Source organism: Algibacter pacificus (genome assembly GCF_008033385.1).
Lineage (GTDB): Bacteria > Bacteroidota > Bacteroidia > Flavobacteriales > Flavobacteriaceae > Algibacter > Algibacter pacificus.
This window is the reverse complement of record NZ_VOGY01000009.1, coordinates 145,546-169,195: the sequence shown is the minus strand read 5'-3', so window position 1 is coordinate 169,195 and position 23,650 is coordinate 145,546. Positions and strand designations below refer to the sequence as shown.

At 30.3% G+C, this 23,650-nt stretch carries 23 protein-coding genes and 1 tRNA gene; 10 read left to right on the top strand and 14 right to left on the bottom strand.

The features are described 5' to 3' along the window. Window positions 1–10: 10 nt before the first annotated feature. Genes FQU21_RS14225 through FQU21_RS14215 form a run of 3 tightly spaced genes read right to left on the bottom strand, consistent with a single transcriptional unit; the run spans window position 11 to window position 1,338 of the window. Window positions 11–370 carry a DUF3127 domain-containing protein gene (locus FQU21_RS14225; protein WP_147678675.1) on the bottom strand — a complete coding sequence of 120 codons (360 nt, stop codon included), beginning with the start codon at window positions 368–370 and terminating at the stop codon, window positions 11–13. Continuing rightward, complete coding sequence (locus tag FQU21_RS14220; RefSeq protein WP_147678674.1) at window positions 318–677, bottom strand: hypothetical protein; 360 nt, start codon at window positions 675–677, stop codon at window positions 318–320. Before FQU21_RS14220 ends, FQU21_RS14225 begins: the two co-directional genes overlap by 53 nt. Further along, window positions 667–1,338 carry a hypothetical protein gene (locus FQU21_RS14215; RefSeq protein WP_147678673.1) on the bottom strand — a complete coding sequence of 224 codons (672 nt, stop codon included), beginning with the start codon at window positions 1,336–1,338 and terminating at the stop codon, window positions 667–669. The genes FQU21_RS14220 and FQU21_RS14215 overlap by 11 nt, the downstream gene beginning before the upstream one ends. A 104-nt stretch (window positions 1,339–1,442) precedes the next feature. Here FQU21_RS14215 and FQU21_RS14210 point away from each other — a divergent pair, with 104 nt between their 5' ends. Next, complete coding sequence (locus tag FQU21_RS14210) at window positions 1,443–1,673, top strand: helix-turn-helix domain-containing protein (RefSeq protein WP_147678672.1); 231 nt, start codon at window positions 1,443–1,445, stop codon at window positions 1,671–1,673. 147 nt (window positions 1,674–1,820) lie between these two features. Here FQU21_RS14210 and FQU21_RS14205 read toward each other — a convergent pair whose 3' ends face one another. Together FQU21_RS14205 and FQU21_RS14200 are read right to left on the bottom strand one after the other, a co-directional pair. Then, window positions 1,821–2,258 (bottom strand): JAB domain-containing protein, encoded by a 438-nt coding sequence (locus FQU21_RS14205; RefSeq protein ID WP_147678671.1) that lies wholly within the window; start codon window positions 2,256–2,258, stop codon window positions 1,821–1,823. Window positions 2,259–2,646: 388 nt separating this feature from the next. Next, window positions 2,647–3,042, bottom strand: a complete 396-nt coding sequence (locus tag FQU21_RS14200) for a hypothetical protein (protein WP_147678670.1) — start codon at window positions 3,040–3,042, stop codon at window positions 2,647–2,649. 280 nt (window positions 3,043–3,322) lie between these two features. Here FQU21_RS14200 and FQU21_RS14195 point away from each other — a divergent pair, with 280 nt between their 5' ends. Genes FQU21_RS14195 through FQU21_RS14160 form a run of 8 tightly spaced genes read left to right on the top strand, consistent with a single transcriptional unit; the run spans window position 3,323 to window position 12,356 of the window. Beyond that, window positions 3,323–3,616, top strand: a complete 294-nt coding sequence (locus FQU21_RS14195) for a helix-turn-helix domain-containing protein (RefSeq protein WP_147678669.1) — start codon at window positions 3,323–3,325, stop codon at window positions 3,614–3,616. A gap of 4 nt (window positions 3,617–3,620) precedes the next feature. After that, the gene (locus FQU21_RS14190) at window positions 3,621–5,186 is read left to right on the top strand and encodes a site-specific DNA-methyltransferase (protein ID WP_147678668.1); all 1,566 of its coding nucleotides are present in this window, start codon (window positions 3,621–3,623) and stop codon (window positions 5,184–5,186) included. Window positions 5,187–5,193: 7 nt separating this feature from the next. Further along, complete coding sequence (locus tag FQU21_RS14185) at window positions 5,194–6,027, top strand: hypothetical protein (protein WP_147678667.1); 834 nt, start codon at window positions 5,194–5,196, stop codon at window positions 6,025–6,027. 9 nt (window positions 6,028–6,036) lie between these two features. Further along, a complete protein-coding gene (locus FQU21_RS14180) occupies window positions 6,037–8,718 on the top strand; it encodes a DEAD/DEAH box helicase (RefSeq protein WP_147678666.1) in 2,682 nt (893 codons plus the stop codon). Between the two features lies 1 nt (window position 8,719). Continuing rightward, window positions 8,720–9,322: a hypothetical protein gene (locus tag FQU21_RS14175; RefSeq protein ID WP_147678665.1), complete on the top strand. Its 603-nt coding sequence runs from the start codon at window positions 8,720–8,722 to the stop codon at window positions 9,320–9,322. After that, entirely contained in the window at window positions 9,319–9,711 is a 393-nt protein-coding gene (locus tag FQU21_RS14170; protein WP_147678664.1) for a hypothetical protein, read from the top strand. Before FQU21_RS14175 ends, FQU21_RS14170 begins: the two co-directional genes overlap by 4 nt. Next, the gene (locus tag FQU21_RS14165) at window positions 9,695–11,482 is read left to right on the top strand and encodes a DUF262 domain-containing protein (RefSeq protein WP_147678663.1); all 1,788 of its coding nucleotides are present in this window, start codon (window positions 9,695–9,697) and stop codon (window positions 11,480–11,482) included. Before FQU21_RS14170 ends, FQU21_RS14165 begins: the two co-directional genes overlap by 17 nt. 1 nt (window position 11,483) lies before the next feature. Further along, a complete protein-coding gene (locus FQU21_RS14160) occupies window positions 11,484–12,356 on the top strand; it encodes an Abi family protein (RefSeq protein WP_147678662.1) in 873 nt (290 codons plus the stop codon). A gap of 178 nt (window positions 12,357–12,534) precedes the next feature. Here FQU21_RS14160 and FQU21_RS14155 read toward each other — a convergent pair whose 3' ends face one another. From FQU21_RS14155 to FQU21_RS14120, 9 genes are all read right to left on the bottom strand, one after another. Beyond that, on the bottom strand, window positions 12,535–13,569 hold the full coding sequence (locus FQU21_RS14155) for a DUF3871 family protein (RefSeq protein ID WP_147678661.1): 1,035 nt from the start codon (window positions 13,567–13,569) through the stop codon (window positions 12,535–12,537). After that, on the bottom strand, window positions 13,541–14,404 hold the full coding sequence (locus FQU21_RS14150) for an AAA family ATPase (RefSeq protein ID WP_147678660.1): 864 nt from the start codon (window positions 14,402–14,404) through the stop codon (window positions 13,541–13,543). Before FQU21_RS14150 ends, FQU21_RS14155 begins: the two co-directional genes overlap by 29 nt. A gap of 170 nt (window positions 14,405–14,574) precedes the next feature. After that, entirely contained in the window at window positions 14,575–17,007 is a 2,433-nt protein-coding gene (locus FQU21_RS14145) for a DEAD/DEAH box helicase (protein WP_147678659.1), read from the bottom strand. Between the two features lie 48 nt (window positions 17,008–17,055). Further along, window positions 17,056–18,267: a site-specific integrase gene (locus tag FQU21_RS14140; protein ID WP_147678658.1), complete on the bottom strand. Its 1,212-nt coding sequence runs from the start codon at window positions 18,265–18,267 to the stop codon at window positions 17,056–17,058. Window positions 18,268–18,442: 175 nt separating this feature from the next. Beyond that, window positions 18,443–18,515, bottom strand: a tRNA-Met gene (locus tag FQU21_RS14135). 257 nt (window positions 18,516–18,772) lie between these two features. After that, complete coding sequence (locus tag FQU21_RS14130; RefSeq protein ID WP_147678657.1) at window positions 18,773–19,918, bottom strand: hypothetical protein; 1,146 nt, start codon at window positions 19,916–19,918, stop codon at window positions 18,773–18,775. Window positions 19,919–19,921: 3 nt separating this feature from the next. Beyond that, window positions 19,922–20,740: a hypothetical protein gene (locus FQU21_RS14125; protein WP_147678656.1), complete on the bottom strand. Its 819-nt coding sequence runs from the start codon at window positions 20,738–20,740 to the stop codon at window positions 19,922–19,924. An 84-nt stretch (window positions 20,741–20,824) separates the two neighbouring features. Beyond that, the gene (locus tag FQU21_RS17470) at window positions 20,825–21,001 is read right to left on the bottom strand and encodes a hypothetical protein (protein WP_187269389.1); all 177 of its coding nucleotides are present in this window, start codon (window positions 20,999–21,001) and stop codon (window positions 20,825–20,827) included. A 150-nt stretch (window positions 21,002–21,151) separates the two neighbouring features. Further along, window positions 21,152–23,056, bottom strand: a complete 1,905-nt coding sequence (locus FQU21_RS14120; protein ID WP_147678655.1) for an ABC-F family ATP-binding cassette domain-containing protein — start codon at window positions 23,054–23,056, stop codon at window positions 21,152–21,154. Window positions 23,057–23,141: 85 nt separating this feature from the next. On the opposite strand from FQU21_RS14120, the gene FQU21_RS14115 reads away from it, so the two are divergent. Continuing rightward, entirely contained in the window at window positions 23,142–23,528 is a 387-nt protein-coding gene (locus FQU21_RS14115) for a DUF983 domain-containing protein (RefSeq protein ID WP_147678654.1), read from the top strand. The last annotated feature ends 122 nt before the right edge of the window (window positions 23,529–23,650 follow it).

Below are 23,650 nucleotides of genomic sequence, written 5' to 3'. Positions count from 1 at the left end.
TGATTTTTTGTTAAAATGGCAAGTCATTATCTGCTTCATCTAAAAAGCTAACTGGTTCTTGCTGTGTTTGTATTTGAGGTGTAGGCTGTTCACTATTTACAAGCTCTATTCTCCAACCTTGAATAGCATTAAAGTATTTAGTTACTCCCTCTGGACTAACCCACTCTCTACCCCTTAAATTAAGAGCAATTTTTACTTCTTGACCTACATCAAAGTTATCTAGCAAATCACACTTATCTTGTATGAACTCTACTAAAATATGTTGAGGATACTGTTCTTCTGTAGTAATAACAACCTCTCTTTTTCTAAAGCCATTATCACCTAGGACTTGAGTCCCATTTAAAATTTTTATCTTTCCTATTAAGTCCATTTGTTGACGTTTTAATTTTCATTATAATATCTTTAAGACACACCTCTTCTTTACTAAATGGTTTTGTGGTTTCAAAACTCTTATTTACATCTTCATATAGCTCTGTGAATAGTAATTCTATTATGAAAGATTTTTGCTCTCTTAAGTTTCTATCTGGAAATTCAGCTTCTAAAGTGTCTTTAATTTTACTTAAACCAATGTATCTTTCTTCATGTTTAAGCAACCACCAAGCAACTTTATCCCTACTACAAAAACCTTCAAGATTTAATAGAGCTTCTAGCTCTTCTATTACCTCTTTAAACCTCATAATAAACTATTTCACGTATTGCCATTATTGGGTTACAAAAAGTATCTTCCTTATATTGATTCAAGCAATTTCCATACTTATCATATTCATAATTGAGTTTTCCATACAAACTCTCATCATACCTATAGAGCATGCTATAAATTTTATTATTGTTAAGGTCATATTCAAAAGTTATTCTTCCTAAACCGATACCTTCTACATTAAAATTTACCCATTCTGAAATCTTGTCTCTTTTATTGTATCTAAAACTTTTCTTCCACAATAACTTACCATCCAGATTATATTTTTTCTCCTCAATTAACTCCCCTTTATCACCATAAAACAACTTATTGCTTTCTATGTTTTTATAATATGGGTTATTGTTTTCTACAACAGTATCTGTAAGATTACCTTTTACATCAAACTCTTTTGTTATTGTGTAATCAAAAGGTTCTTGTTTCTTAACCTCACCATCATTTACAGAAATAATCCAATACTCATCTTTAATGGATTTCACAGGACCTTTCAGTTCTAATTTTTCGACATCAGACTTGACAATTGAAGTACTTAAATCTATATTCCTTTTAAGTTTTCCTTCAGCAAGACTCCCTTTAGTTTTCTTTAGTTTATATAAAAGAAAGATTAATAATAGTAAGCCTGTAAAAATTAATATGTATTCCATCTATTTAGTATTGATGAAACAAACATACTTATTTTATCATTTATGATAACCAAAACACTGCACTTAATTATCATTTTTGACAACTAGATAATAAGTGTTTTAAAATGGATGATAAAGACCAACTTCAAGTAGCAATTGGAAAACGAGTTAAAATGTTAAGAGAAAAGCAAGGAATTGCTCAACAAGACCTTGCTGCTAAATGTAATATTGAAAAATCTAACTTTAGTCGTTTAGAAGCTGGTGGAACCAACCCTACTTTATACACTTTAAAAAGGATTGCTGATAATTTAGGAATTACTTTATGTGATATTGTAAACCTAGAGGATAAAAAGTAAGATTTAGCTATTAATACTAATCTACAGGTCTTTCAAACTGCAAATTTCCTCCTAAAAAGACTACTCACACACTCATTCATACATAAACAAAAGACAAAAAGTCCCACTTTTTCCAATTCACTATATATAGAAATGGAAAAAAGAGGACTATTTTATCATTCCATTATCACTAAAACTATAAAAGTCATCTTTAGTTACTATCAAGTGGTCTAACAGTACTATATCTAAATACTGACCTGCCTGTTTTAGCTTTTGTGTTAATTTTTTATCTGCTTCACTTGGCTGAAGATTTCCTGAAGGATGATTATGAGCAATGATAATGTTTGAAGCATTACATTTAAGAGCTACGCTAAACACTAATTTTGCATCTACCACAGTAGCAGAAACACCTCCTTTTGAAAGCGGATAAACACCTAAAATTTGGTTACTCCTATTCATCATTAAAATCTTAAACTCCTCTTGTAATTCTATAGTAGAATCACTCCAACAAGCTCTTATAATATCATAAGACTGCTTACTATTACTTATTTTTAGTCTATCACTCCTGTTATTTGAGTATGAGACACTTATTTCTGAAATTTTCATATTTTTAAATTTATTTTCCTAGGAAAATAATTATCAATTTACTTGCATCTTAATTTTGGAACATATACCTTTGCCAAAGAAGTTTCTTTCTGAAACACTTCAGAACAATTCTTCGCAAAAAGTATATAAATATGGTTAGAGGGGAAGAGCTATGAAGTTTCTTTCTTTTTGGTTCTTTTTCTTTCTTAAGCAGAATTAAAACCTATTTATACTATCTTATTCTTACCTTCAAGATTAATAATATATCCTTATAGTAATAGTGTAAACTAACTACAGCTAGACTATCTTTTATTTATGAAGGTATGAGCAAACAAGTATAATAAAGTAAGGGTATTTTAAAACTCAAAAAACAAAGCCCAATCTATTTACATAGACTAGGCTTATATTTTTACTCTGCATGTTCAAGAATACCATTTTTTGAAAACACATCAGAGTTTGCAATAACATTCTGCTCATACTTTACAGCAGTTTGTTTTGGCTTTACAGCATCTTCTGTAACATACACCCATCTGTGGGATAATGTTATTTCCTCCCCTGTTTCCTTTACAACATATTCAAAAGGCTCACAGTCCTCTTTAATGATGCTTCCTGGCATTTCTGTGCCAATAAGTCCAGTACAAGTTTGTTCATCAAATGTACTTGGGATAAAAGCACGCTTTGCAGTAGCGTAGAAGTTACCTGTAGACTTGCTTAATACCATTTCAATTCCTCCTTGCAGTTCCAAAACAAAGAATGAAGTTCCATCCTCTTTTTGTCTCTCTTTGTAGTTTACGATTCTAACCATTGTTCTAAAATTTTTGAGTTGTAGTACACCACACAGAAAATCAATCTTCCATAGAATATAAATTACAGCTATCAACTTGAATTTATTTATCCTGCTAGAAAATTATCTTTACTATATAAGTGGTAGGGGGAAGTTCCTCCTGTGAATCAGTAGGGGTCATTTGAGTAAGGTACTCAGCTCTCTCATATAGCATCCAAAAAATTATTTTTCAAAAATTTTTTATATCAATAATTCTAGTTAGATTTAGACAATATTTGACAAGAACTAATTTGACTACCAAATGATACTCTCAGAATTACTAAAATCTAAAAGGGAAACTAAAAACCTATTATTGCGAGAAGTAGCTTCTATGATAGATACAGATACTGCTTTAATAAGTAAAATTGAAAAAGGAGATAGAAAGCCTACTAGAGAGCAAATAGATAAATTAGCTATTGCACTAGATATTGAACATAGTAAACTTTTAAAGTTATGGCTTAGCGAGAAAGTATATGAAGATGTAAAAGGGGAAGAAGTTGCCATAGATGCCATTAAAATAGCCTTAAAAAGAATTAAATCAGAAGAAAAGAACTAACTGTATGCCAACATTAAACTGGATAGGAAAAGAAAAAGTAATAAACCATCATCAAGATGTACCCTATAAAACATTAGAACCCCAATATACTTTTACTAATGGTAAAGTGAGTAAAGCTGCTACCTCACAAAATAAAATTATACATGGTGACAACCTAGAAGCATTAAAAAGTTTATTGCCAGAATATGAAGGTAAGATAAAATGTATCTATATAGACCCACCATACAATACAGGAAATGAAGGTTGGGTGTATAATGATAATGTAAGTGACCCAAAGTTAAAAAAGTGGCTAGGGCAAGTTGTAGGTAAAGAAAGTGAAGATTTATCTAGGCATGACAAATGGTTATGTATGATGTACCCAAGACTTAAATTATTACATAAACTTTTGGCTGATGATGGAGCTATTTTTATTTCATTAGATGATAATGAACAAGCAAATCTAAAATTAATCTGTGATGAAATTTTTGGTATTGGGAACTTTGTAGGAGATATAATATGGCAACATAGTATTCAAGGAAAAAATGATGCTAAAAAAATATCATTACATCATAATCATACATTTGTTTATTGTAAAAAAGATTTTCAAATAGGCAGATTAAAAAGAACTGATGAGCACAATAAAGCCTACTCTAACCCTGATAATGACCCTAATGGAAAATGGAGGTCTGGGGATGTTAGAAGCCCTAATTTAAGAGAAAATTTAATCTATGACATTATCACACCATCTGGAAAAAAGATTAAAGCACCTGATATAGGTTGGAGATGGAGTAAGGAATTAATTGCAAAAAAAATTAAAACTGGAGAAATCATTTTTAATGATGATGAAACGAAAATAACAAGAAAAATTTATTTAAATCAGCAACAGGGTAGAGTGGTTGAAAGTATATGGTTTGGAAAAGATGTTGGAACAACAAGAGATGCTAATAAACTCTTAAAAACAATTTTTGATAATGATGTTCCATTTGATACACCAAAACCTATAGAATTAATTGAAAGAGTTCTTGAAATTTCTACTGATAAAAATTCAATTATTCTTGATTCTTTTGCAGGCTCAGGTACAACTGCACACTCAATTCTAAACCTGAACCAACAAGATGGTGGTAACAGAAAATTCATTTTAGTAGAAATGGAAGACTACGCCAATACCATTACTGCTGAACGTGTAAAAAGAGTAATTAATGGCTATGGAGAAGGCTCTAAAGCTATTGAAGGTACTGGTGGAGATTTTACATACTATGAGTTAGGAGAACCTTTATTTTTAGATAATGGCTTTTTAAATGAAGATATTGCCTTAGATAAAATACTAGAGTATGTTTGGTATAGTGAAGCTAAAACTCCTTTTACTAAACCTAAAGAAGATTATCTACTAGGTGCTAAAAATGATACTGCTTATTATTTCTATTACCAAAAAGACAGTATCACTACTTTAGATGAAAGCTTCTTAAGGTCTATAAAAACCAAAGCTAATCAATACATTATTTATGCAGATAATTGTTTGCTAGACCAAAGCATTATGGATAAGTATAATATTGTTTTTAAAAAGATACCAAGAGATATAACTAGATTTTAGAATAATTATGATAGAAGATATTTATTTTCAAGATGAAGGAAAAGTAAAAATACTAGCTGCTTCAGTAGGTATCAGTAAAAAAAGATGGATTGCTATAACTGAAGATGAAGATGATGGAGGCAAGCATAGGGAGAAAATGTCTGAATACAGGATAGACCATTTACCTATTATTCCAAATAATGGTGTTATCACTGAATTCTACAAAACTAAAACTCCAGATAATTTTACAGAAATAGAAAAAGAGCTAATTTCTCATGAAGATGTATTACCCATAGATACTACAATTGACACTGTAATTGATAAGTTTTGTAAAGAAAAAAAATCATTTTATTTTTTGAGTTTTAATAAGGAGATTTCTGGCTTAATAACTATTGGGAACTTGAATTGTAAACAGGTTCAAGTTTATGTATTTAGTTTAGTATGTGAATTAGAAAGAGAGTTAGCTATATTCCTCAACTTTCACCTTAACAACGATGAAATTTTGAAATGGCTTAATGAAAAATCTGAAGGTTCAGAAGAGAAGGAGAATAAATACTCACAGATAGTTAATACCTACAATACTCTAGCAGCACAAGGTTTAGAAAACATGCTTACAGAGCATCTTTTTTTGGTTGATTTTTTTAATATTATTAAAAGTTATGGATTACACAATGAATTGTTATTGTCAAAACAAGTTTGGAAATCTTTCAGTAGTATTAATGAATTAAGAAATAAAATAGCACATCCTACAAGAAGTTTATTAGACAATTCTAATACTATTAATGACCTTGGAAAAAGACTATTAAAAATAAATGATTTACTGTTTAGATTAAATACATATAAAAAAACTAATAATTTGTAAAACAAATAAATGGAATTAAAACCATACCAACATAAAGTCATTAAAGATTTAGAGCATTTTTTGTCTTACACACAAAAAGAGTCTACACCTGCAAAAGCATTTAATCAATATTGGGAAGACAAGTTAGGCATACCCTATACCCCACAATTAGATGGTTCTTTTACAGGTATGAAACCTTATAAAGATAATATTCCAAATGCATTACATATAGCCATAAAAGTTCCTACTGCTGGTGGTAAAACATTTATTGCTTGTAATGCTATACACACTATAAACAAGCATTTTTATCAAGGTAATGCAAAAGCAGTTGTTTGGTTAGTCCCTTGGTCTAATTTATTACAACAAACAGTAAAAAACCTTTCAGACTCTAGTCACCCATATAGAGAAAAGTTAAATAGCCTATTTGGTAACAGAGTTGAAGTGTATGAAAAAGACCAACTTTTACAAGGTGCAAATTTCAATCCTACTTCTGTAACAGAACAGCTAAACATTTTTGTTTTCAATTTTAGTAGTTTACGTATAAACTCAAGGAAAAAGGATGATAGAAAAGTGTTTCAAGAAAATGGTGCTTTAGAGTCTTTTAGAAACACTATTGTAGATAAAGCCCTTGTGTTACCAGATACAGATGAAACTGCTTTAATTAATGTTATAAGAAGCCTCAACCCTATTGTAATTGTAGATGAAAGCCATAATGCTGAAAGTGATTTAAGTGTTGAAATGCTAAACAATTTAAACCCTTCTTTAGTTTTAGATTTAACCGCTACACCTAAAGAAAACAGTAATATCATTTCTTTTGTAAATGCATTGGCTCTTAAAAAGGAAAGTATGGTAAAGCTTCCTGTTGTGGTTTATAATCATCATAAAAAAGAAGAGGTTATAACTAGTGCATTGCATCTACAAAGACAGTTAGAACTACTAGCTATTGAAGAAGAAAAGCTAACAGGAAAATACATAAGACCTATAGTGTTATTCCAAGCTCAATCTAACATTAAAGGAAAGAACAACACTACTTTTCAGAAGATTAAAGAGCAGTTAGTGAAAATTAAGATTCCAGAGGAACAAATAAAAATAAAAACTAGTGGCATTGATGAGCTAAAAGGTATTGACCTAATGGCTAAAGACTGCCCTGTTAAATATATTATTACAGTTAATGCTTTAAAAGAAGGTTGGGATTGCCCAAATGCATATATTTTAGCATCATTAGCAGACAAATCTTCCCCTGTGGAAGTAGAACAAATTTTAGGTAGAGTTTTAAGACAGCCTTATGTGGTAAAACATAAAGAGGCATTATTAAACATGTCTTTTGTGTTAACAGCTTCAGCAAAGTTTAATGAGACCTTAAATAGTATTGTTAAAGGTTTACAAGAATCTGGTTTTAGTAAAGATGATTACTATGCAGAAGAAGCTCCAAAGGAAGAATTAACTCCAAATGAAGTATTAACTCAAGATTTATTTGCAGAAGAACCTAAATCTGATGACTATGTGCAATCTGATGAAGATTTTGATGTAGAAGCTGTTGAGTTTAATCCAGAGGAAGAAGTTACATTAGATACTATTAGTAAGCAAAATACTTTAGTATCTCATATTACAGAAAAGGCAAAAGTTGAAGGACAAACTTTTGAACAGAAAGTAAATGATATTGAGATTGATGATACCACTTCTATTTTTACAGATATTATGAAAACTGCACCTAAAATTTATAAACTAGACTCCCAATTTAAAGAAGTTGCAACTACTATTAAATTACCTCAATTCTTTAAAAAAGTGGAAGAAGGAGAACTTGGTGAGGTTAGCCTTTTTGAAGAATTAAATTCCGAAGACCAATACCTAAATAAGGTAAGTTTATTAGATGGTTTTAAGCTATCTAATTATAGCACAGAAGTAACTTTTGATGATATTTCTAAAGAGATATATGCTGTAGATTTTAATGAGCAAAAAAAGACTGCTACTGCTCAAAAAGTAAGTAAGAGAGCAAAGGATATTCTAGTTGACACCATATTGTCTAAACCTAAAGCATCGCAGGTAAATCAAATTAGTAGCATCATAGTTTCTAAACTTGGAGACATGACACCTATTTCGCAACAAGAATTACAAAAATATGTAAGTCGCGTTTTTGATAATCTATCTAGTGAGCAAATTAGAGATATAGTCGATAATGATTTTATTTATGTAAAAAAGATTAGAGATAAAATCAATGAACTAACAGACACTTATGCTAAAGAGCGTTTTAAAGTTCTTATAGATAGTAATAAGATTATTGTAAAAGACAATTTTGAATTTCCTGAAACACTAACGTTTTTAAATCCTAGTACTACTATTGGCAAATCTCTGTATGATAGAGAGGCTAGCATGAACAATTATGAGCAAAATATGATTATGGAAGTGGCTTCACTTGAAAACATAGTCTTTTGGCATAGAAACCTTGAAAGAGGTAAAGGGTTTGCTTTAAATGGGTTTAGTTCTAACCATTATCCAGACTTTATTCTTTACACTAAAAAAGGAAACATCATACTATTAGAAACCAAAGGAGATGTCTATGATAATGATGATAGTAGAAATAAAAATATTTTAGGTAAGACTTGGGCTGAAAAAGCAGGAGACAACTTTAAGTACTTTATGGTATTTGAATCTAAACAGGTTGAGAATACTTATACATCTAGAAGTGTAATTGAGGTTTTAAAAGGATTATAAAATGGCTACTGATTTACATATTATAAGTAACTGTAGGTCTTTTACACAAAACACCATTAAAGAACATAAAGATGAGTTTCTAGCTGAATTAAAGGCGCTAAAACTAGACCATATTACTGTTATTGGTTCAGGCAAACTAACAGGAGATTGGGAATATGAATTTCCAGAAATTTATTGCGAAAAACAGGATAAGATTTTACCAGATACAGAAGCTAAAGAATTAATAAGTTTTAACAGTCCTTTTGTGTTTAACATAAGAGTTTATGAGAACTGCATTGAATTGATAACTATATATAAGTATCGATTTTTATATGAAGATGAAAAGACTGATTACATTAATGAATTTAGAAAAAACATTTATGATATAATTTCAATTTTTGGAGGTACTGAAATTATTTATCTAGCCGATAATGCTTGTGATAAATTAGCTGAATATTTAGAGTGCCAAGTATGGGAAGGAGTATCATACTATGATATTAAAAAAGATATGATAAATAAAAAGTTGCCTTTTGTTTCTGATTATGACAACTTAAAATTAAACAATCTAAATTACAGAAACATTAAAGAAATAGTCTTTGACAACTTTAAAGATTTACAACAATGACAAACCACACAAAAATTATAGAAATGGGAGCTGAAGGTGGCTCTATTACTTTGTACAAGTGTACAGATAAGAAAAATGAAGATTGGTTTTACCATTCAGTTAATGAAATGAGTTATGAAGATTTAGATATTGAAGGTACTGACAAAAATTCTAAATACTCAATGTCTATTGCAGAAGCCTTTATAAAAATGCAAGGAGAATACAATAATGTATTCAGCTTATATCCTCTTTTTGTGCATCCAGAGTATAAAATTATTGCACTTGCTCTTTTGGAAGAGTATGTAAATAACATTGATAAACATATTGACTACTACCAATGGGCAAATGTGCTAGAAATGGAAGTAGAAGAACTTAAAAACAGTATTATACAGGATGATTCAAGAAACTAAAGACAAGTCATTAGCTCAACTATTTAGTGGAGAGCATAAAATAACCTATCACATACCTAAATACCAAAGAGAATACATCTGGAAAAAAGACAATTGGGAAGCTCTATTTGATGATGTTGAAGAAAGTGAAGGGAATCATTTTTTAGGTTCAATCATCTGTATTAACACAGAGAATGATGCTATGGAAGATGCAAAATTTGAGTTAGTTGATGGACAACAAAGAATGACTACTATTAGCCTACTTTATTTAGCTGTTTACAAATTCTTATCAGACCATTTGCCAGAGAACCAACAAAAGGAAATGTTTGCTCTTTGGAACTTAAAAAATAGAATTCTATTAGAGAGTTCCAACAAACCTAGACTAGAACCTTCATATACTAATAGTAACTTTGAGGATTACAACTATATTTTTTCAAAAAATATTGAAGAAATAAGAACCTTAAAAGCTCCTAAATATATTGGAAATAGACAAATTAGTAGGGCTTTTAATTATTTTATTGATAGGCTTTACCAAGTAGATGAAAATGATACTCCAATTTACACTTATCAATCTGCAAAAAACTTTCTAGATAAGTTAAACAGTTCTATTTTGGTTAAAATAGATGTTACTACTCATGATGGTGCTTTTACACTTTTTGAAACACTAAACAATAGAGGAGTTCCTTTATCTGCAATAGACCTCATTAAAAACAAACTTTTAGGAGCTTTAGAGAAAAAAGGAATTGAAACTATAGATGATAATTTTGATAGATGGAATGGTATTCTAGCTAACTTAACAGACAACTATAAAATTCAAGAACGTTTTATAAGACAGTTCTACAATGCCTTTAGATTAGAAGAGTCTATAAAGGTTAATAAAAAACCTAAAGCATTAAGGTCTAATCTTATTGGTATTTTTGAGGAACTCATAAATAGAGATGTTTCAAAAATCTTTGATAGACTAGAAAGTGCTTCTATTATCTATTCAAAAAATATCCAGTATGAGACTGATGATAATTCTACAGAGCTTACCAGAGCTTTAAGAAACCTTGAAAATGTAAATGGAGCTGATGCATACATGCTTTTACTATTTGTAGAGCACAAATTTGAAATTTCAGAGCTTCAGAAAATAGAACTCATCAACTTATTATGTAGGTACTTTATAAGAAGAAATGTTACTGACAGTCCTCCTACTAGGGATTTAACTAACTACTTCATGGATATAGTTGAGCATATAGACAGTTTAGAAACCTATAATTATGAAAATGTGAAAGCTATTCTTATTCAGTATGGTAAACCTGCTTCTAATGATGTCTTTGAACAAAAATTAAATGGCAATTTATATGAAGAAAATGTAGGTGCTACTAGATATATTTTATCAAGTTTAGAACTAGCTCAAAACAATGATAGGGAAGGTTATAAAAACTTTTATGAAAGAAGTAAAAATAAATTTGTTTGGACTATTGAACATGCTTTACCACAAGGTAAAAACATGAAACCACATTGGGTAGAAATGGTTGCTGATGGAGACAAAGAAGTAGCAAATGAGATTAGAGAAAGCTATGTTCACAAATTGGGAAATCTTACTTTAACAGGTTATAATTCTCAATTAAGTGATATGCCTTTATTAGACAAACAAAACAAAAAAGATAAGCAAGGGAATAGCATTGGGTTTAACAACGGTTTAGTATTGAATGAAAAATTGAAAGATACGCCTACTTGGAAAAAAGAACATATACAGAATAGAACAGAGACTTTAGTATCTAAAGCTTTAGAAATTTTTGAGTTATAATATGGGTAGAATAGCAACAACAGTAGATGAACAAATAAAATTACTAACAGATAGAGGTTTAGTTTTGGATTGTGGAGAACAAAAAGCTAAAGAACATCTACTTGACATAGGTTACTATAGACTAGGTTTTTATTGGAATCCATTTGAAATAGACAACAAACATAGTTTTAAAAAAGACACAAATTTTTCAACTGTAATAAATCTATATTACTTAGATGTTGATTTAAGGTATCTACTTATGAGAGCTTTAAATAGAATTGAAATTAACATCAGGACTCAAATTATTTATCAGGTATCAAATTACTATAAAAATAGTCCTACTTGGTTCTCTGACCCTAAAGTGATGAAACCTAAATTCATTCATGATTTTCCTAGATTTTATGACTATAAATTTATTGAGAACAACAAACCTATAAAAGAGCATCATAACAAATACATAAATGATATTTATGCTCCAGCATGGAAAACTTTAGAGTTTCTAACTTTTGGTAGTATTTATAGTATTTTTTACAACTTAAAGGATGGCGCTCTAAAAAAGAAGATTATTCAGTATTATGGTATCAAAAAAGTTGATGTATTTATAAACTATTTCAGAACTATCATTTTTATAAGAAACATTTGTGCTCATAGTGGACTGCTTTATGATGCTAACACACCATTAGCTGTTAAGCCAACTCCCCTTATTAAAATTAACAATAATAACAGACATTCATTGAATACTGCTATTCAGGTAATTATCCATTTTTTGGGAAAAATTTCAACTAACAGAAAAGGAGATTTAGAAAAAGATATAGAGAAACTATACCTACAACACAAAGACAATCAAGAGATTAAAGACATAATTGAAAACAAAATAGGATTTGATTTTTGTTAAAACAGTTGCAGATATGCAAGTATTTCGTATCTTTGTAAAACATTTACAGTGCCCAGCTAGTCATTTGCATTAGTGCTGCACTTAAAAAAAGTAAAATTGCCCAGACTTGCTCTGGGCTTTTTTATTGGTATAAATTTAAAATAACCCAACCTCTAAACTAATAGAGATTGGGTTCTACTCAACTCAAAAACCAACGATGTTTAGAATCACCATTGATAGCATTAGCCAATCCTTTTGTAAAATCAAAGGCATTGACATTTCTTGATAGAAAAGAATCTATATAAGAGCTCTTATTAGCTCCCGTGAAGAGATTATATACATTCCAAAGGTTAATATCTCCATTCTCGTTTCTACAAAAGCTATCATCTAAATAATAGTCTTTAGCTACTGTAGAAATCTGTCCATCATTAAGCATTAATTCTGGAATTAGAGTCTTTTCCTCTTTAGGTAAAAAGTTATATAATCTTGCTCTACCTATAAGCTGAGCAAATTGCTGTTCAGTTAAATTATGCTGTGATAGCTGCTTCATATCCTGTAAATGGGATTGTGCACTATACCCCTCTATTAAGTCCATAATTTTAGACTGTAATTCAGAATAGTTACCTACTCGCATTTCATCTTGATAGCCATCTGTAGATATACATAAGTTACAACATACCATATTCTGAAATCCAATAAAGAACTTAAATTTCTCATAAGTTTTTCTGTTATACAGATTTTCTTGGTTGTAAGCTCTAACACCTCCAACAGTTAATGAGACATCATGCCCATTTATACTTTCTGTAATAGATGGAATTCTAATGATGAACGCCATCCTTTCAAAGTACTGGGTTTTTTCATGTTCTAAAAGCTCTTTTACTGGCTTGTAAATAGCATCAGCAGTTCTGCCTTTAATTTGATGAGAAACTCTAACCTCTGGCACTTCTATTGTATGATGAGAAAAAACTTTTCCAACACAATCTTGAGCTATCTCTATAAACTCTTGATGTGCTAATGTTTTCTCATTATCTTTTGAAAACACAGGTATAATACAATCATGTTTTAAAGTAGAAAGGCTAACCTCTTTTGTGTTAGCCTCTATAAATGGGTTATGTGGATACACTTTATTTTCTGAAGGTATTTGCAAAGGATGCACAATTTCAGGAATACCTTCAGGATTATTAAATGCTCCATTACGTTGCTTGTTAAGCTCTGCTACTGATACTATTTCCATTTTGACTAAAATTTTCTGGTTTAACTAATTGTTCTAACTGGTCTTTTTTAGCTTGATACAAAGCTTTTAATGACAACTGAAAACTTGGATGCTCTTTATACAGTTCCATTAACTGACTAACAGATAAGCACTCTTCTATTTTCTGTTTTACATCTTCTTCTTTTACAGGTGAAGTACACCATTCTAAAATGCGTTTTCCTGTAGAAGTATTTATCATAAATTCAGGCTTTCCAGAAAATAGATTAGTTCTGTCCTTGCTTGCTACAGCAAAGTGCTTTATATCTATATCAAATACTATGGTAAATTCATAGGAGACATCATCTCTTTGTACAGCTTTAAGTCCAACTTTTTCAGGCACATATTTTCCATCTTTTTGTTGTAATACATAATCTTGTTTTGTTCTCATTGTAGCTATAACATGAGCATCACATTGTAAAATCTTATTGATAAATGCTTTTTGTCTTGGTGTAACTTTGTTCCAATTAGCAAATGAATTCCCTGGTAATTTTGAGTGGTAATCTAAAAGCTCATCCCATACTTGAGATATAGAGTCTAAAATTATCACTTCCATCCCTGCCTTTTCACAAACAGTGATTGCTTCTATAAATTTCTCTGGTGTATAAGGTGGTTGTAGTGGTAACACATTATAGTTGCCTAAATGAGCATAAAGGTCTGCTGAGCCATTCTCTGTGTCTATTACAGCCACTTTATCTAATTGGTCATTAGTTAGTCCTTTAGCCAATAAAAGAGAGCTTAAACTCTTGCCTGAACCTGATGAACCTTGTAGAGCCATTTTAATTTTTGCTTGTTGCCTTTCTGATTTTCGTAATTGCATAATTTTATGTTTTTGAAGGTTAATATTAATTTGAATTATTTTTAATTTGAATCTGAATAGATTCAGTACATAATGAAAAAGACCCTCATAAAATGAGAGTCTTTAATATGATTTAGAAAAGTCCTTATTTTTCCTTATTCCTATATAGTAAATTGGAAAAAGCAGGACTATTACAAAATTACTTCTGGTAAAGGTTTGTAAAGTAGATTAGGTAAGTTTTTGAAATTAAGTGATGCTACTTCATAGTAGTTAACTTTTTTCCCATCTTTAGAAGTTTGTTTTGTTTTAGGCAGATAACACACTTTAATACAAATTTTGTAAAATGTATCAACTAGAGTCTTATTCTTTATAGCAGTAATTATTGTATTCTTAAATTGAAAAACATCTGTTCCAAGTAGGAAATCATTATTTAGAAGATAATCTAAATTCTCTTTAAAATCAATCTTATAAAACTCTGTTTCAAACTTATCACTAGGAGTTATTGGCAATCTAAAAACACCATTACCCTTTTCAATTTTAGATTTATCAATTAACTCTATAAGTTGATACCATTTCTTAAAGACCTTCACACTAGTTAAATCTCTAGTTTTAAGATTCTCATTAACTTCATGAAGGTTATTACTATAAAATAAGCATGACTTTAAATAAAGCTTATACATTTCTACTTTAGCTTCCCTTAAAACAAAGTCATTTGATTTAGAGAACACAGCACTTAAAATCATTAACAAAATCTTATTCATTTCTGCTTGAGTAGCCTTTTTAGAATCTAAATTAACCAACATTTGCCCTGTTAGTTTCTCTATAAACTCTAACTTTTCATAAGCACTAAAGCTATCATAAAGATTGAACTCTTCAAATGTGTTATTAAGTTCTTCTAACTCAAAATTTAAAAAGCTTTTAACATCATCAAATAAGTTTTCTTTATCAAAATTCAATTTAGTTGAAGCCTTTATGGATTTTAATTTACAGTTTAGAAATTGATTACCAATACTTGCCCAAAGAATGTAAGCAGATAAGTTCCCTCCAAAAAATTCCTTTGTAATATACTTTTCTCCTTGATTAAGAATAAATATCTCTTTTGCAGGATATAGTAATCGATTTAAGCCTGCCCTGTTAGTTATTCTTAGTTTTTCTTCTGCATAACTTACATCATCAATCAACTTCTCATAGGCACTCTCTAAAAGTTTAGATTGACTATTAATTGAAGAGTAATTTGAGTACTTATCACTACCTCGCTTATAAGTTTCAAAGCATTCATACATCTCTCTATTTTGAATTTCAGTATAAGGTAAAGACTCTAAACTTAAACCATTAGGATTGGGTATAAAAATGTGAATATCTCCATTAGTTCTCTGTCTAGCTAAAGCCTGTACAATTACATTTGAGCCATTTGTAAACACACCTTTATTGTTTACATAGTCAACTGACAAGTCTTTAGGAAATAGTATTATTAGAGTATGTTTTTCTTGCTCAATATTAACCCCTGTACTAAAGTTAGTTCCTATATTGATTACAGTTTTACTATCAATGTATTTTTTATTCGCTTTTCGATTAAAAGCATCTGAATAACATCTATTAACTTGATGGATTTGGTTTTTAAGAACATCACTAACTTTCTTGATTTTTGAGTTTGATGTTTTATTAGTATTTATAAGCTTTTCAACTAAAGTCTTTGAGTAAACCAAAATATCAAAAGGCTTCTTTTCTTTAACTAAACTTGAAACTAAACTTACCAAATTAGAATCTTGATATAGTTTTTGGTCTACATAAAAGTTAAGATGTAGATTACTCTGTCTTGAAGGTTTGGGCAATCTTTTAGATTCAATAATAAATATGTTTTTATCTGTAAATTCAGATACATACTTTATCACCTCTTTTGAGGCTTCATTAAATGTAGCACTTATAATATATGCCTTATGTACTAAACCTTGAAAATTCCAAAGATTGAAAACAAACTGTTCTTTAAAGTTATGAATACTATCATGTATCTCATCCATTAACCAAATCACCTTTTTATCAGTGCTCTCACAATAATTTTTTAATAATTTAAAGTAGTTACTCCTAACTTTAGAAGTAAACAGGTTATCATCTCCTGGATTACCTATTAAAGCATTAATAGTCATAACATGTATTTTACTTCTTACTCTAGTCGTAATAGGCAACATGTCTACATCATTTGTATACCCCCAACTTTCTTTTTTGGTCTTATTAACACCTTTTTGAATACTGCTTTCATATTTAGATAAGTTGAAAATTTCATCTTTTGAGATATACTTTGAGCAGTCTTTAACGTATTGTTCTATTAGACTCTTATAAGGAACCGCTATTATGATAATGTAATTTGGATTACTTGCATACTTAGTTAGAACTTCTATTATCGCTCTAGTTTTTCCTTGTCCTACACCAGCATTAATAATAGTTGTATTTTGGTTATCAAGGTCTGTTTTAAGCCTAGCACTTAAATCATCACTTATGTATCCTTTTTCATTTGGTTCTAAAACCTCTTTTGGCTTTACCTTATAAAAGTTGTTATCAAAATCTTTTGGATTTATTTCTTTAAACTCAATAGGTGTTCCCTCAAAATATATGTTAGGTAAAATCATTTAGAAAATTTAACTGTGCCATAAATGTATTACAACACAGTTAATTTATTATCTTTTTTTCTTCAATTTCTTACTTAACTTACTCATTTGACTACTTACTTTGTGCTGAACTACTTTAGCATAGTGCCTTTGCGTAATAGAGATACTTGAATGCCCTAGAAGCTCAGAAACTGTTTCAATAGGAATATCATTATAAAGCAAAACTGTAGTAGCAAAAGTCTTCCTAGCTATGTGATGAGTTAATCTTTTATCAATCTCAACCAACTCAGCTATTTCTTTTAGGTAAGAATTAAACTTTTGATTGCTAATCACAGGAAGTAATCTTCCTTCAGGTCTATACTTATCTAGAATCTTTGATGCAGTAGGTAACAAAGGGATTGACACTTTAGATTTAGTTTTTTGTCTCATCATTTCAATCCAGATGCCTCCATCAAACCCTTTTATTAAATGCTCTTCCTTTAGAGTTGACATTTCTTGATATGCCAATCCTGTATAACAACAAAAGACAAACATATCTTTAACTTGATTCAATCTAGCTTGTCTAAAAGTATGATTTTCGAGTTTATCTAATTCTTTTTGATTTAGGTAAACTACTTTACTTTCATATTTTTTAGGTTTGTAAAGTATAAATGGGTCTTTCTTCAAATAGCCTTTTGCTAGAGCTAGTTTGATAATCTTTCTAACACGTTGAATACTCTTATTAATAGTAATCTGCTTTTGTTTCTTTTCAGATTTTAAATAGAAATCAAAATCATCTAAAAAGTTTTGATTGATAGATTCTAGTAGCATATCTCCTTTCTTGTATTGGAATCTTATAAAGTTTGAAACATGGTTTCTAGCCTCTGTAAACTTGTTATAAGTCGACTTTGAGTACTCAATACCTATTAGCTTCTTCATTCTATTATTATGCAATTCAAACACCTCTAAAAGCGTTTTATTAGCCTTTACATTCTTTCCTGCATACTGTAAGTAAATATCCTCTACATCAAAACTCTCATTGTTAACTTGTAGCAACAAAAAAGCCTGATTAATTTTTTGCTTAATCAGGCTCAAATGAGTATTAATGTTTTCATTTTCTTTATTAGGAGGTATTGCTTTTTGTTTTTTACTGTTCCAACAATCTACAACAGTAAATAAGCCTGTAGAGAATACTCTTCTTTTTTTTAAATAAGTAATCCTACATTTTATAGGACATTTCTCCTGTTTATTTATTTTGGTTTTGTCAATTAGAAACAAAACACTTAACTTATTATATTTCATAATGTTCTGTTTTAAATTTTGGGGTACTTTTTTTAAATTAGGGTGTGCCTTTTTCTGTGCCTTTTTTTAGTTAAATGAAAGTAATCTGTACTTTAGTAAGAATCTAAAATAATTGCCAAACAGCTGATTTTACTGCATAAAAAAAGAGTAACCATTTCTGATTACTCTTGCTTAGTAGCGGGAACTGGACTCGAACCAGTGACCTTCGGGTTATGAGCCCGACGAGCTACCTACTGCTCTATCCCGCGATGTTATGTTGAAATAATTTACTTAGCTTTTAACTCTCGGTTCATAATGCCGACTCAATTATTTCGGACAGCAAATATACAATCCTTTTTAATCTTTGCAAATAAAGTTTGCATTTAATTTAAAATAAAAACACAAAATGGTGTTTACAAACTATTTAATTTTATAAACTAACACAAAACCAACAATAAACGGCAACATTATGCCTAATAATGAATATTAAAACAATCTAATTCCTGTTTTAATTCTTCGGAAACAACTATTTATAAAGGTACTTTATAGCTTTTGTTCCATATGAATATAATACAAAATACACTATAATATATGACATATAATTATACTGAAAATCTATTTTTGAAAACTGAAGCGTAACTACTTGAGTTAACATTGTCCATACAACACTTGGAAATTCAATTATTTCTTGCCAATTATAACCAAATTGATAATACACAAAATAGCCTATTAACAAAAAATTAAAAGCCCCATAAGCAAATAAAAAAACGCGTTTCCAATGAATGGTTATAGGAATTTTATAAGGAGGAAACAAGCTGTTTTTCAAAATTTCCTTAGAATTAGCTAAAAGGTTTGGTGTCGATGTTATATCCGATAGTAACCAATACCCATCACTTCGAATAAAAGGAAATAGTTGAAAAAAATTATAGATTCCTGTTAAAAAAATCATATGCTGAAAAAGAAGTAATCCTGTTAATAGATAAAACATAATAAAAACAAGCATACACCACAACTGCATATAGACCCCTGCCAAGTTTGTTATAATTCGTTCTTGCTTTGTTGCATGCCAAATAGCAGATATATTTGAAAAAAACACGGGAAAAACAATATAAATACCAATGCCAATTTCACTAGCCTGTCCTGTAAATTTTTTACATGCCGCAACATGTCCTATTTCATGTAATAATACCGTTGGTAGGTACAGTAATATAACCCATATTACGGGGATTTTTGTAGATCCTATTATCGGGATTTTATAAATAGAAATTACAGAAGCGACGGATAATATAATAAATGCTCCCCAAAATATTTTAGGTATAAATAAATACCCGAAAACTCGAACCACTTGGTCGGTTGTTTTTTTTGAAAATAAAATTTTTTCTAATTGTAAAAAACTTTTTGTCTTAGCAGGTGCTGTACCTATTTCGCTATCCACTAAATTTACTTTTTCTAGGGTTTGTTTACAAAACGATTCAAATTCTACCCGGTTTAACTCTTGAGTAAAATGTGCATTAAATTTAATTAATGCTTCTTGTTTAGTTTTAGCGTTTGCCAAGATATCTATTAATATCTTAACATTATCTTGCACTATAAAATGTTCGCTATTAACCTCTACAACCCATTTTCCTGGCTGATAAGCGGACACTTTATAATCTACAACTATTAAAGACATTTTTTATTTGTGAAGTAAACGTAATACTAGTGCTTCATTTTCTTGTACATCGGCAATAACATCCTCCAACCATTCGGATATTTTTACAAGACTTAACGTTTTTGCAAGTAAAAGCGCTTCGTTAAAATGAAGTTTAACATAGTCAATAGCCTCGGTACCAATACCTGACACATATAATAAACGTTCTTTAAATTTGGTTAAACTTTTATCCTCTTCAATGTTTTCTGTATTTAAAAATTTAACAACACGAGCGTGCAAATAGGTCCATTGATTGTTTTCAATATCATCATTAAAATCTTCTAAATCATCATTCATTTGCATGGCCAAAAATATGTGCGTGTACATTTTACGAAGCGCCTGATAATCCCGATTACATTTAAACAAAAAATTTAAACCTGCAATAGGAATATATGCCAAACAATGTTTTGCTATGGCGTAATTTTCAAAGGCTTCTAATGAATACAAAGGCTGTTTTATACTTTGGTATTTTTCTTCCAATGTGTTTTCATAATAATCACTTAATGCTTGGTTTAGTGTGTCCCAAAACGGATGGTTTAATGGAAAAATAGAACTTAGTATTTGTATTGCAGATTGAACACTTTTTACAGCAACTAAGGTTTTATTTTCTTTAGCTACATATTGAGATTCAAAATTTACCTCGCTATCTATAATTTTATCAAACTCGAATGTAAAATAACAATACATTTCTACAGCTTTTTTAAACGCCGTAAACGCCTCAATATTTTCAATAACAAAAGCTTCTTCTAAAAAGATTACTTGGTTTTTAAAAAAAGAGAGGGTTTTCTGTTTTGCTGGTTTCATAATATGATAAAAAGTTCTAAATTGAAAAAGCTTGAACCAATTGTTTTATTGATTCAAGCTTTCTAAAATTTGTTTAAATACTAATTAATTAATTCCATCAGTAATATCTGGGTCACATTTAGGACGGCAACCTTCGTATCCTCCTCGGCCACTTTGTCCATTGGTTTCACATTGTGCATAATTAAAGTAAAAGGTAAATTCTTTTCTTTCTTCCAGTTTTTCTACCGAAAAATCGGTTAATTCTTTTTTCCAGTTTTTCATAATAACAATTTTAAGATTATTAAATTCTCTTTATTTAAAGGCATTTAAATAAAAATCGAGCTATAATTTCTCTTCGAGAATTTACTATTATCAAAGCTATTCTTTTTTTTTTCAAAATTGGAATAATTTCGTTAAACCGCACAATTATTCCTACAAAGAATCAATTTTCATTTGAATCTCTTCCCATTCGTTCATAAGTTTATTAAGTTTCTCTTTTTTAGACTGATAGCTACTAAAAAAATTTGGCTTAGAAGATACTTCATCGTAATTTAAAGCTAATTCTTCATCTATTTTCTTAATTTCCTTTTCTAACTGATTGATTTTAGATTCTGTATTACTCAATCTATTATTTAAAGATTTTAGCTTTTTCTGATCTTCGTACGATTGCTGTTTTTTTTCCTTAGGCGTATCCTTTATTACTGTGCGTTTTTCCACCTCACGCAAACTTTCAACTTTACGTTGCTCCAAATAATAATCAATATCTCCTAAATACTTTTTAATTTTTTCGTCCTTAAATTCATAAAGTGTTGTGGTGAGTCCTTGTAAAAAATCACGATCGTGAGACACTAATATAAGAGTGCCCTCAAAACGAGTTAGCGCCTCTTTTAATACATTTTTAGACTTTATATCGAGGTGATTTGTTGGCTCATCCATAATAAGCACATTAAATGGTTGGAGCATTAATTTTGCAAGCGCCAAACGGTTACGTTCTCCTCCCGAAAGTACGCGAACGTATTTTTCGGCCTCATCGCCTCTAAATAAAAACGACCCCAAAATGTCTCGCACTTTACTTCGGTTAGTTTCGTTTGCAGCATCAATCATAGTATCTAAAACCGTTTTATTTCCGTCTAAATATTCGGCTTGATTTTGAGCAAAATAACCAATTTGCACATTATGCCCTAGCTTAAGGTTCCCATCATATTGTAAATCGCCAACCAAAATTTTTGCCAATGTAGATTTACCCTGTCCATTTTGTCCAACAAAAGCCGTTTTTGCATCGCGCTCTATTAACAAACTTACATTAGACAAAACCTGATTTTCTCCGTAGTTTTTAGAAACATTTTCGGCCTCGACCACCACTTTTCCTGGTGTAATGGATACCGGAAAATTTAGTGTCATAACACTATTATCATCCTCATCCACTTCAATTCTGTCAATTTTATCTAGTTTTTTAATTAACGATTGCGCCATAGTGGCCTTGGAAGCTTTGGCTCTAAACTTTTCTATAAGTTTCTCAGTTTGTTCTATTTGCTTTTGCTGATTTTTTTGCGAGGCCAATTGCTGTGTACGCAATTCTTCTCGTAATACTAAAAACTGAGAGTATGGTTTTGGATAATCGTAAATACGCCCTAACGAAATTTCAATCGTTCTATTAGTCACATTATCCAAAAACATTTTATCGTGCGATACAATCGCAACGGCTCCGGTATAATTCTTTAAAAACCCTTCTAACCAAATAATAGATTCTATATCCAAGTGGTTGGTAGGCTCATCCAATAGCAGAATATCGTTGTTTTGAAGCAATAATTTAGCCAACTCAATACGCATACGCCAACCCCCAGAAAAGGTATCGGTAAGTTTATTAAAATCTTCACGCTTAAACCCTAAACCTTGTAAAATTTTCTCGGTATCCCCCTGATAATTATAACCACCTAAAATTTCATATTGATGCTGCAAATCGTTAATATCTACCATCAATTGGTGGTAGCCGTCACTTTCATAATCGGTACGCGTTGCCAATTGGGTGTTTACCTCCTCCATTTGAGCCTCTAAAGCCTTAATTTCAATAAAAGCCTCGTAAGCTTCTTCCAAAACGGTACGTCCTAAAATAAAATCGATATCCTGTTTTAAAAACCCTATTTTAAGTTCTTTATCTGCCGCTATTTGCCCAGTATCGGGTTCCATTTCTTTAGATAAAATTTTAAGCATGGTCGATTTCCCTGCACCATTTTTTCCAATAAGGCCAATTCTATCGCCGTTACCAAGTTTAAATGTAATATCTTCAAACAAGTATTCGCCTTGAAATGAAACCGATAAATTGTGAATGTTCATCATAGAAATGTAACTTTTATTACAAAGTTTTTAATGTAAAACCCTTACTTTTGCTTTGCAATTTCGGTTGCAAAAATACACAAATAATATGTTTAAAAAAGGATCTAAACTATATAGTATTTTTACGGGCACTTGCCCAAAATGTCAGGAAGAATCTATGTATGTTAACAAAAACCCCTATGCCATTTCAGAAACGCTAGTAATGCACGAAAAATGTAGTCATTGCCATACTAAATACAAAATTGAACCATCGTTTTTCTACGGTGCCATGTACGTAAGTTACGGCGTGGGTATTGCATTTGGAGTTGCTGCTTACGTTATTTCTGGTTTAATTTTTAAGGCCAGTATAAATGAAATTTTCATTGCAATTGTATGTACTTTAATTGCTTGTATTCCAATAATTTCTCGTCTATCCAGAAATATTTGGATAAATATTTTTATGAGTTACGATAAAAATTGGAAAAAAAAGCTGTAAAATTTTATTTGGGCGTTACCTTTTGCAATTTTACTATGCAAAATAGCCTAGTAAAATTGCAAAAGGTCGGGCTTTCACTACTCGCTCCCTCCCAAAAGGTCGGGGAGCTCAAACAAACCGTT

Coding starts and splice junctions, on each gene's coding strand:
- FQU21_RS14225 (WP_147678675.1), bottom strand. CDS start 370: ATGGACTTAATAGGAAAGATAAAAATTTTAAATGGGACTCAAGTCCTA.
- FQU21_RS14220 (WP_147678674.1), bottom strand. CDS start 677: ATGAGGTTTAAAGAGGTAATAGAAGAGCTAGAAGCTCTATTAAATCTT.
- FQU21_RS14215 (WP_147678673.1), bottom strand. CDS start 1,338: ATGGAATACATATTAATTTTTACAGGCTTACTATTATTAATCTTTCTT.
- FQU21_RS14210 (WP_147678672.1), top strand. CDS start 1,443: ATGGATGATAAAGACCAACTTCAAGTAGCAATTGGAAAACGAGTTAAA.
- FQU21_RS14205 (WP_147678671.1), bottom strand. CDS start 2,258: ATGAAAATTTCAGAAATAAGTGTCTCATACTCAAATAACAGGAGTGAT.
- FQU21_RS14200 (WP_147678670.1), bottom strand. CDS start 3,042: ATGGTTAGAATCGTAAACTACAAAGAGAGACAAAAAGAGGATGGAACT.
- FQU21_RS14195 (WP_147678669.1), top strand. CDS start 3,323: ATGATACTCTCAGAATTACTAAAATCTAAAAGGGAAACTAAAAACCTA.
- FQU21_RS14190 (WP_147678668.1), top strand. CDS start 3,621: ATGCCAACATTAAACTGGATAGGAAAAGAAAAAGTAATAAACCATCAT.
- FQU21_RS14185 (WP_147678667.1), top strand. CDS start 5,194: ATGATAGAAGATATTTATTTTCAAGATGAAGGAAAAGTAAAAATACTA.
- FQU21_RS14180 (WP_147678666.1), top strand. CDS start 6,037: ATGGAATTAAAACCATACCAACATAAAGTCATTAAAGATTTAGAGCAT.
- FQU21_RS14175 (WP_147678665.1), top strand. CDS start 8,720: ATGGCTACTGATTTACATATTATAAGTAACTGTAGGTCTTTTACACAA.
- FQU21_RS14170 (WP_147678664.1), top strand. CDS start 9,319: ATGACAAACCACACAAAAATTATAGAAATGGGAGCTGAAGGTGGCTCT.
- FQU21_RS14165 (WP_147678663.1), top strand. CDS start 9,695: ATGATTCAAGAAACTAAAGACAAGTCATTAGCTCAACTATTTAGTGGA.
- FQU21_RS14160 (WP_147678662.1), top strand. CDS start 11,484: ATGGGTAGAATAGCAACAACAGTAGATGAACAAATAAAATTACTAACA.
- FQU21_RS14155 (WP_147678661.1), bottom strand. CDS start 13,569: ATGGAAATAGTATCAGTAGCAGAGCTTAACAAGCAACGTAATGGAGCA.
- FQU21_RS14150 (WP_147678660.1), bottom strand. CDS start 14,404: ATGCAATTACGAAAATCAGAAAGGCAACAAGCAAAAATTAAAATGGCT.
- FQU21_RS14145 (WP_147678659.1), bottom strand. CDS start 17,007: ATGATTTTACCTAACATATATTTTGAGGGAACACCTATTGAGTTTAAA.
- FQU21_RS14140 (WP_147678658.1), bottom strand. CDS start 18,267: ATGAAATATAATAAGTTAAGTGTTTTGTTTCTAATTGACAAAACCAAA.
- FQU21_RS14130 (WP_147678657.1), bottom strand. CDS start 19,918: ATGTCTTTAATAGTTGTAGATTATAAAGTGTCCGCTTATCAGCCAGGA.
- FQU21_RS14125 (WP_147678656.1), bottom strand. CDS start 20,740: ATGAAACCAGCAAAACAGAAAACCCTCTCTTTTTTTAAAAACCAAGTA.
- FQU21_RS17470 (WP_187269389.1), bottom strand. CDS start 21,001: ATGAAAAACTGGAAAAAAGAATTAACCGATTTTTCGGTAGAAAAACTG.
- FQU21_RS14120 (WP_147678655.1), bottom strand. CDS start 23,056: ATGATGAACATTCACAATTTATCGGTTTCATTTCAAGGCGAATACTTG.
- FQU21_RS14115 (WP_147678654.1), top strand. CDS start 23,142: ATGTTTAAAAAAGGATCTAAACTATATAGTATTTTTACGGGCACTTGC.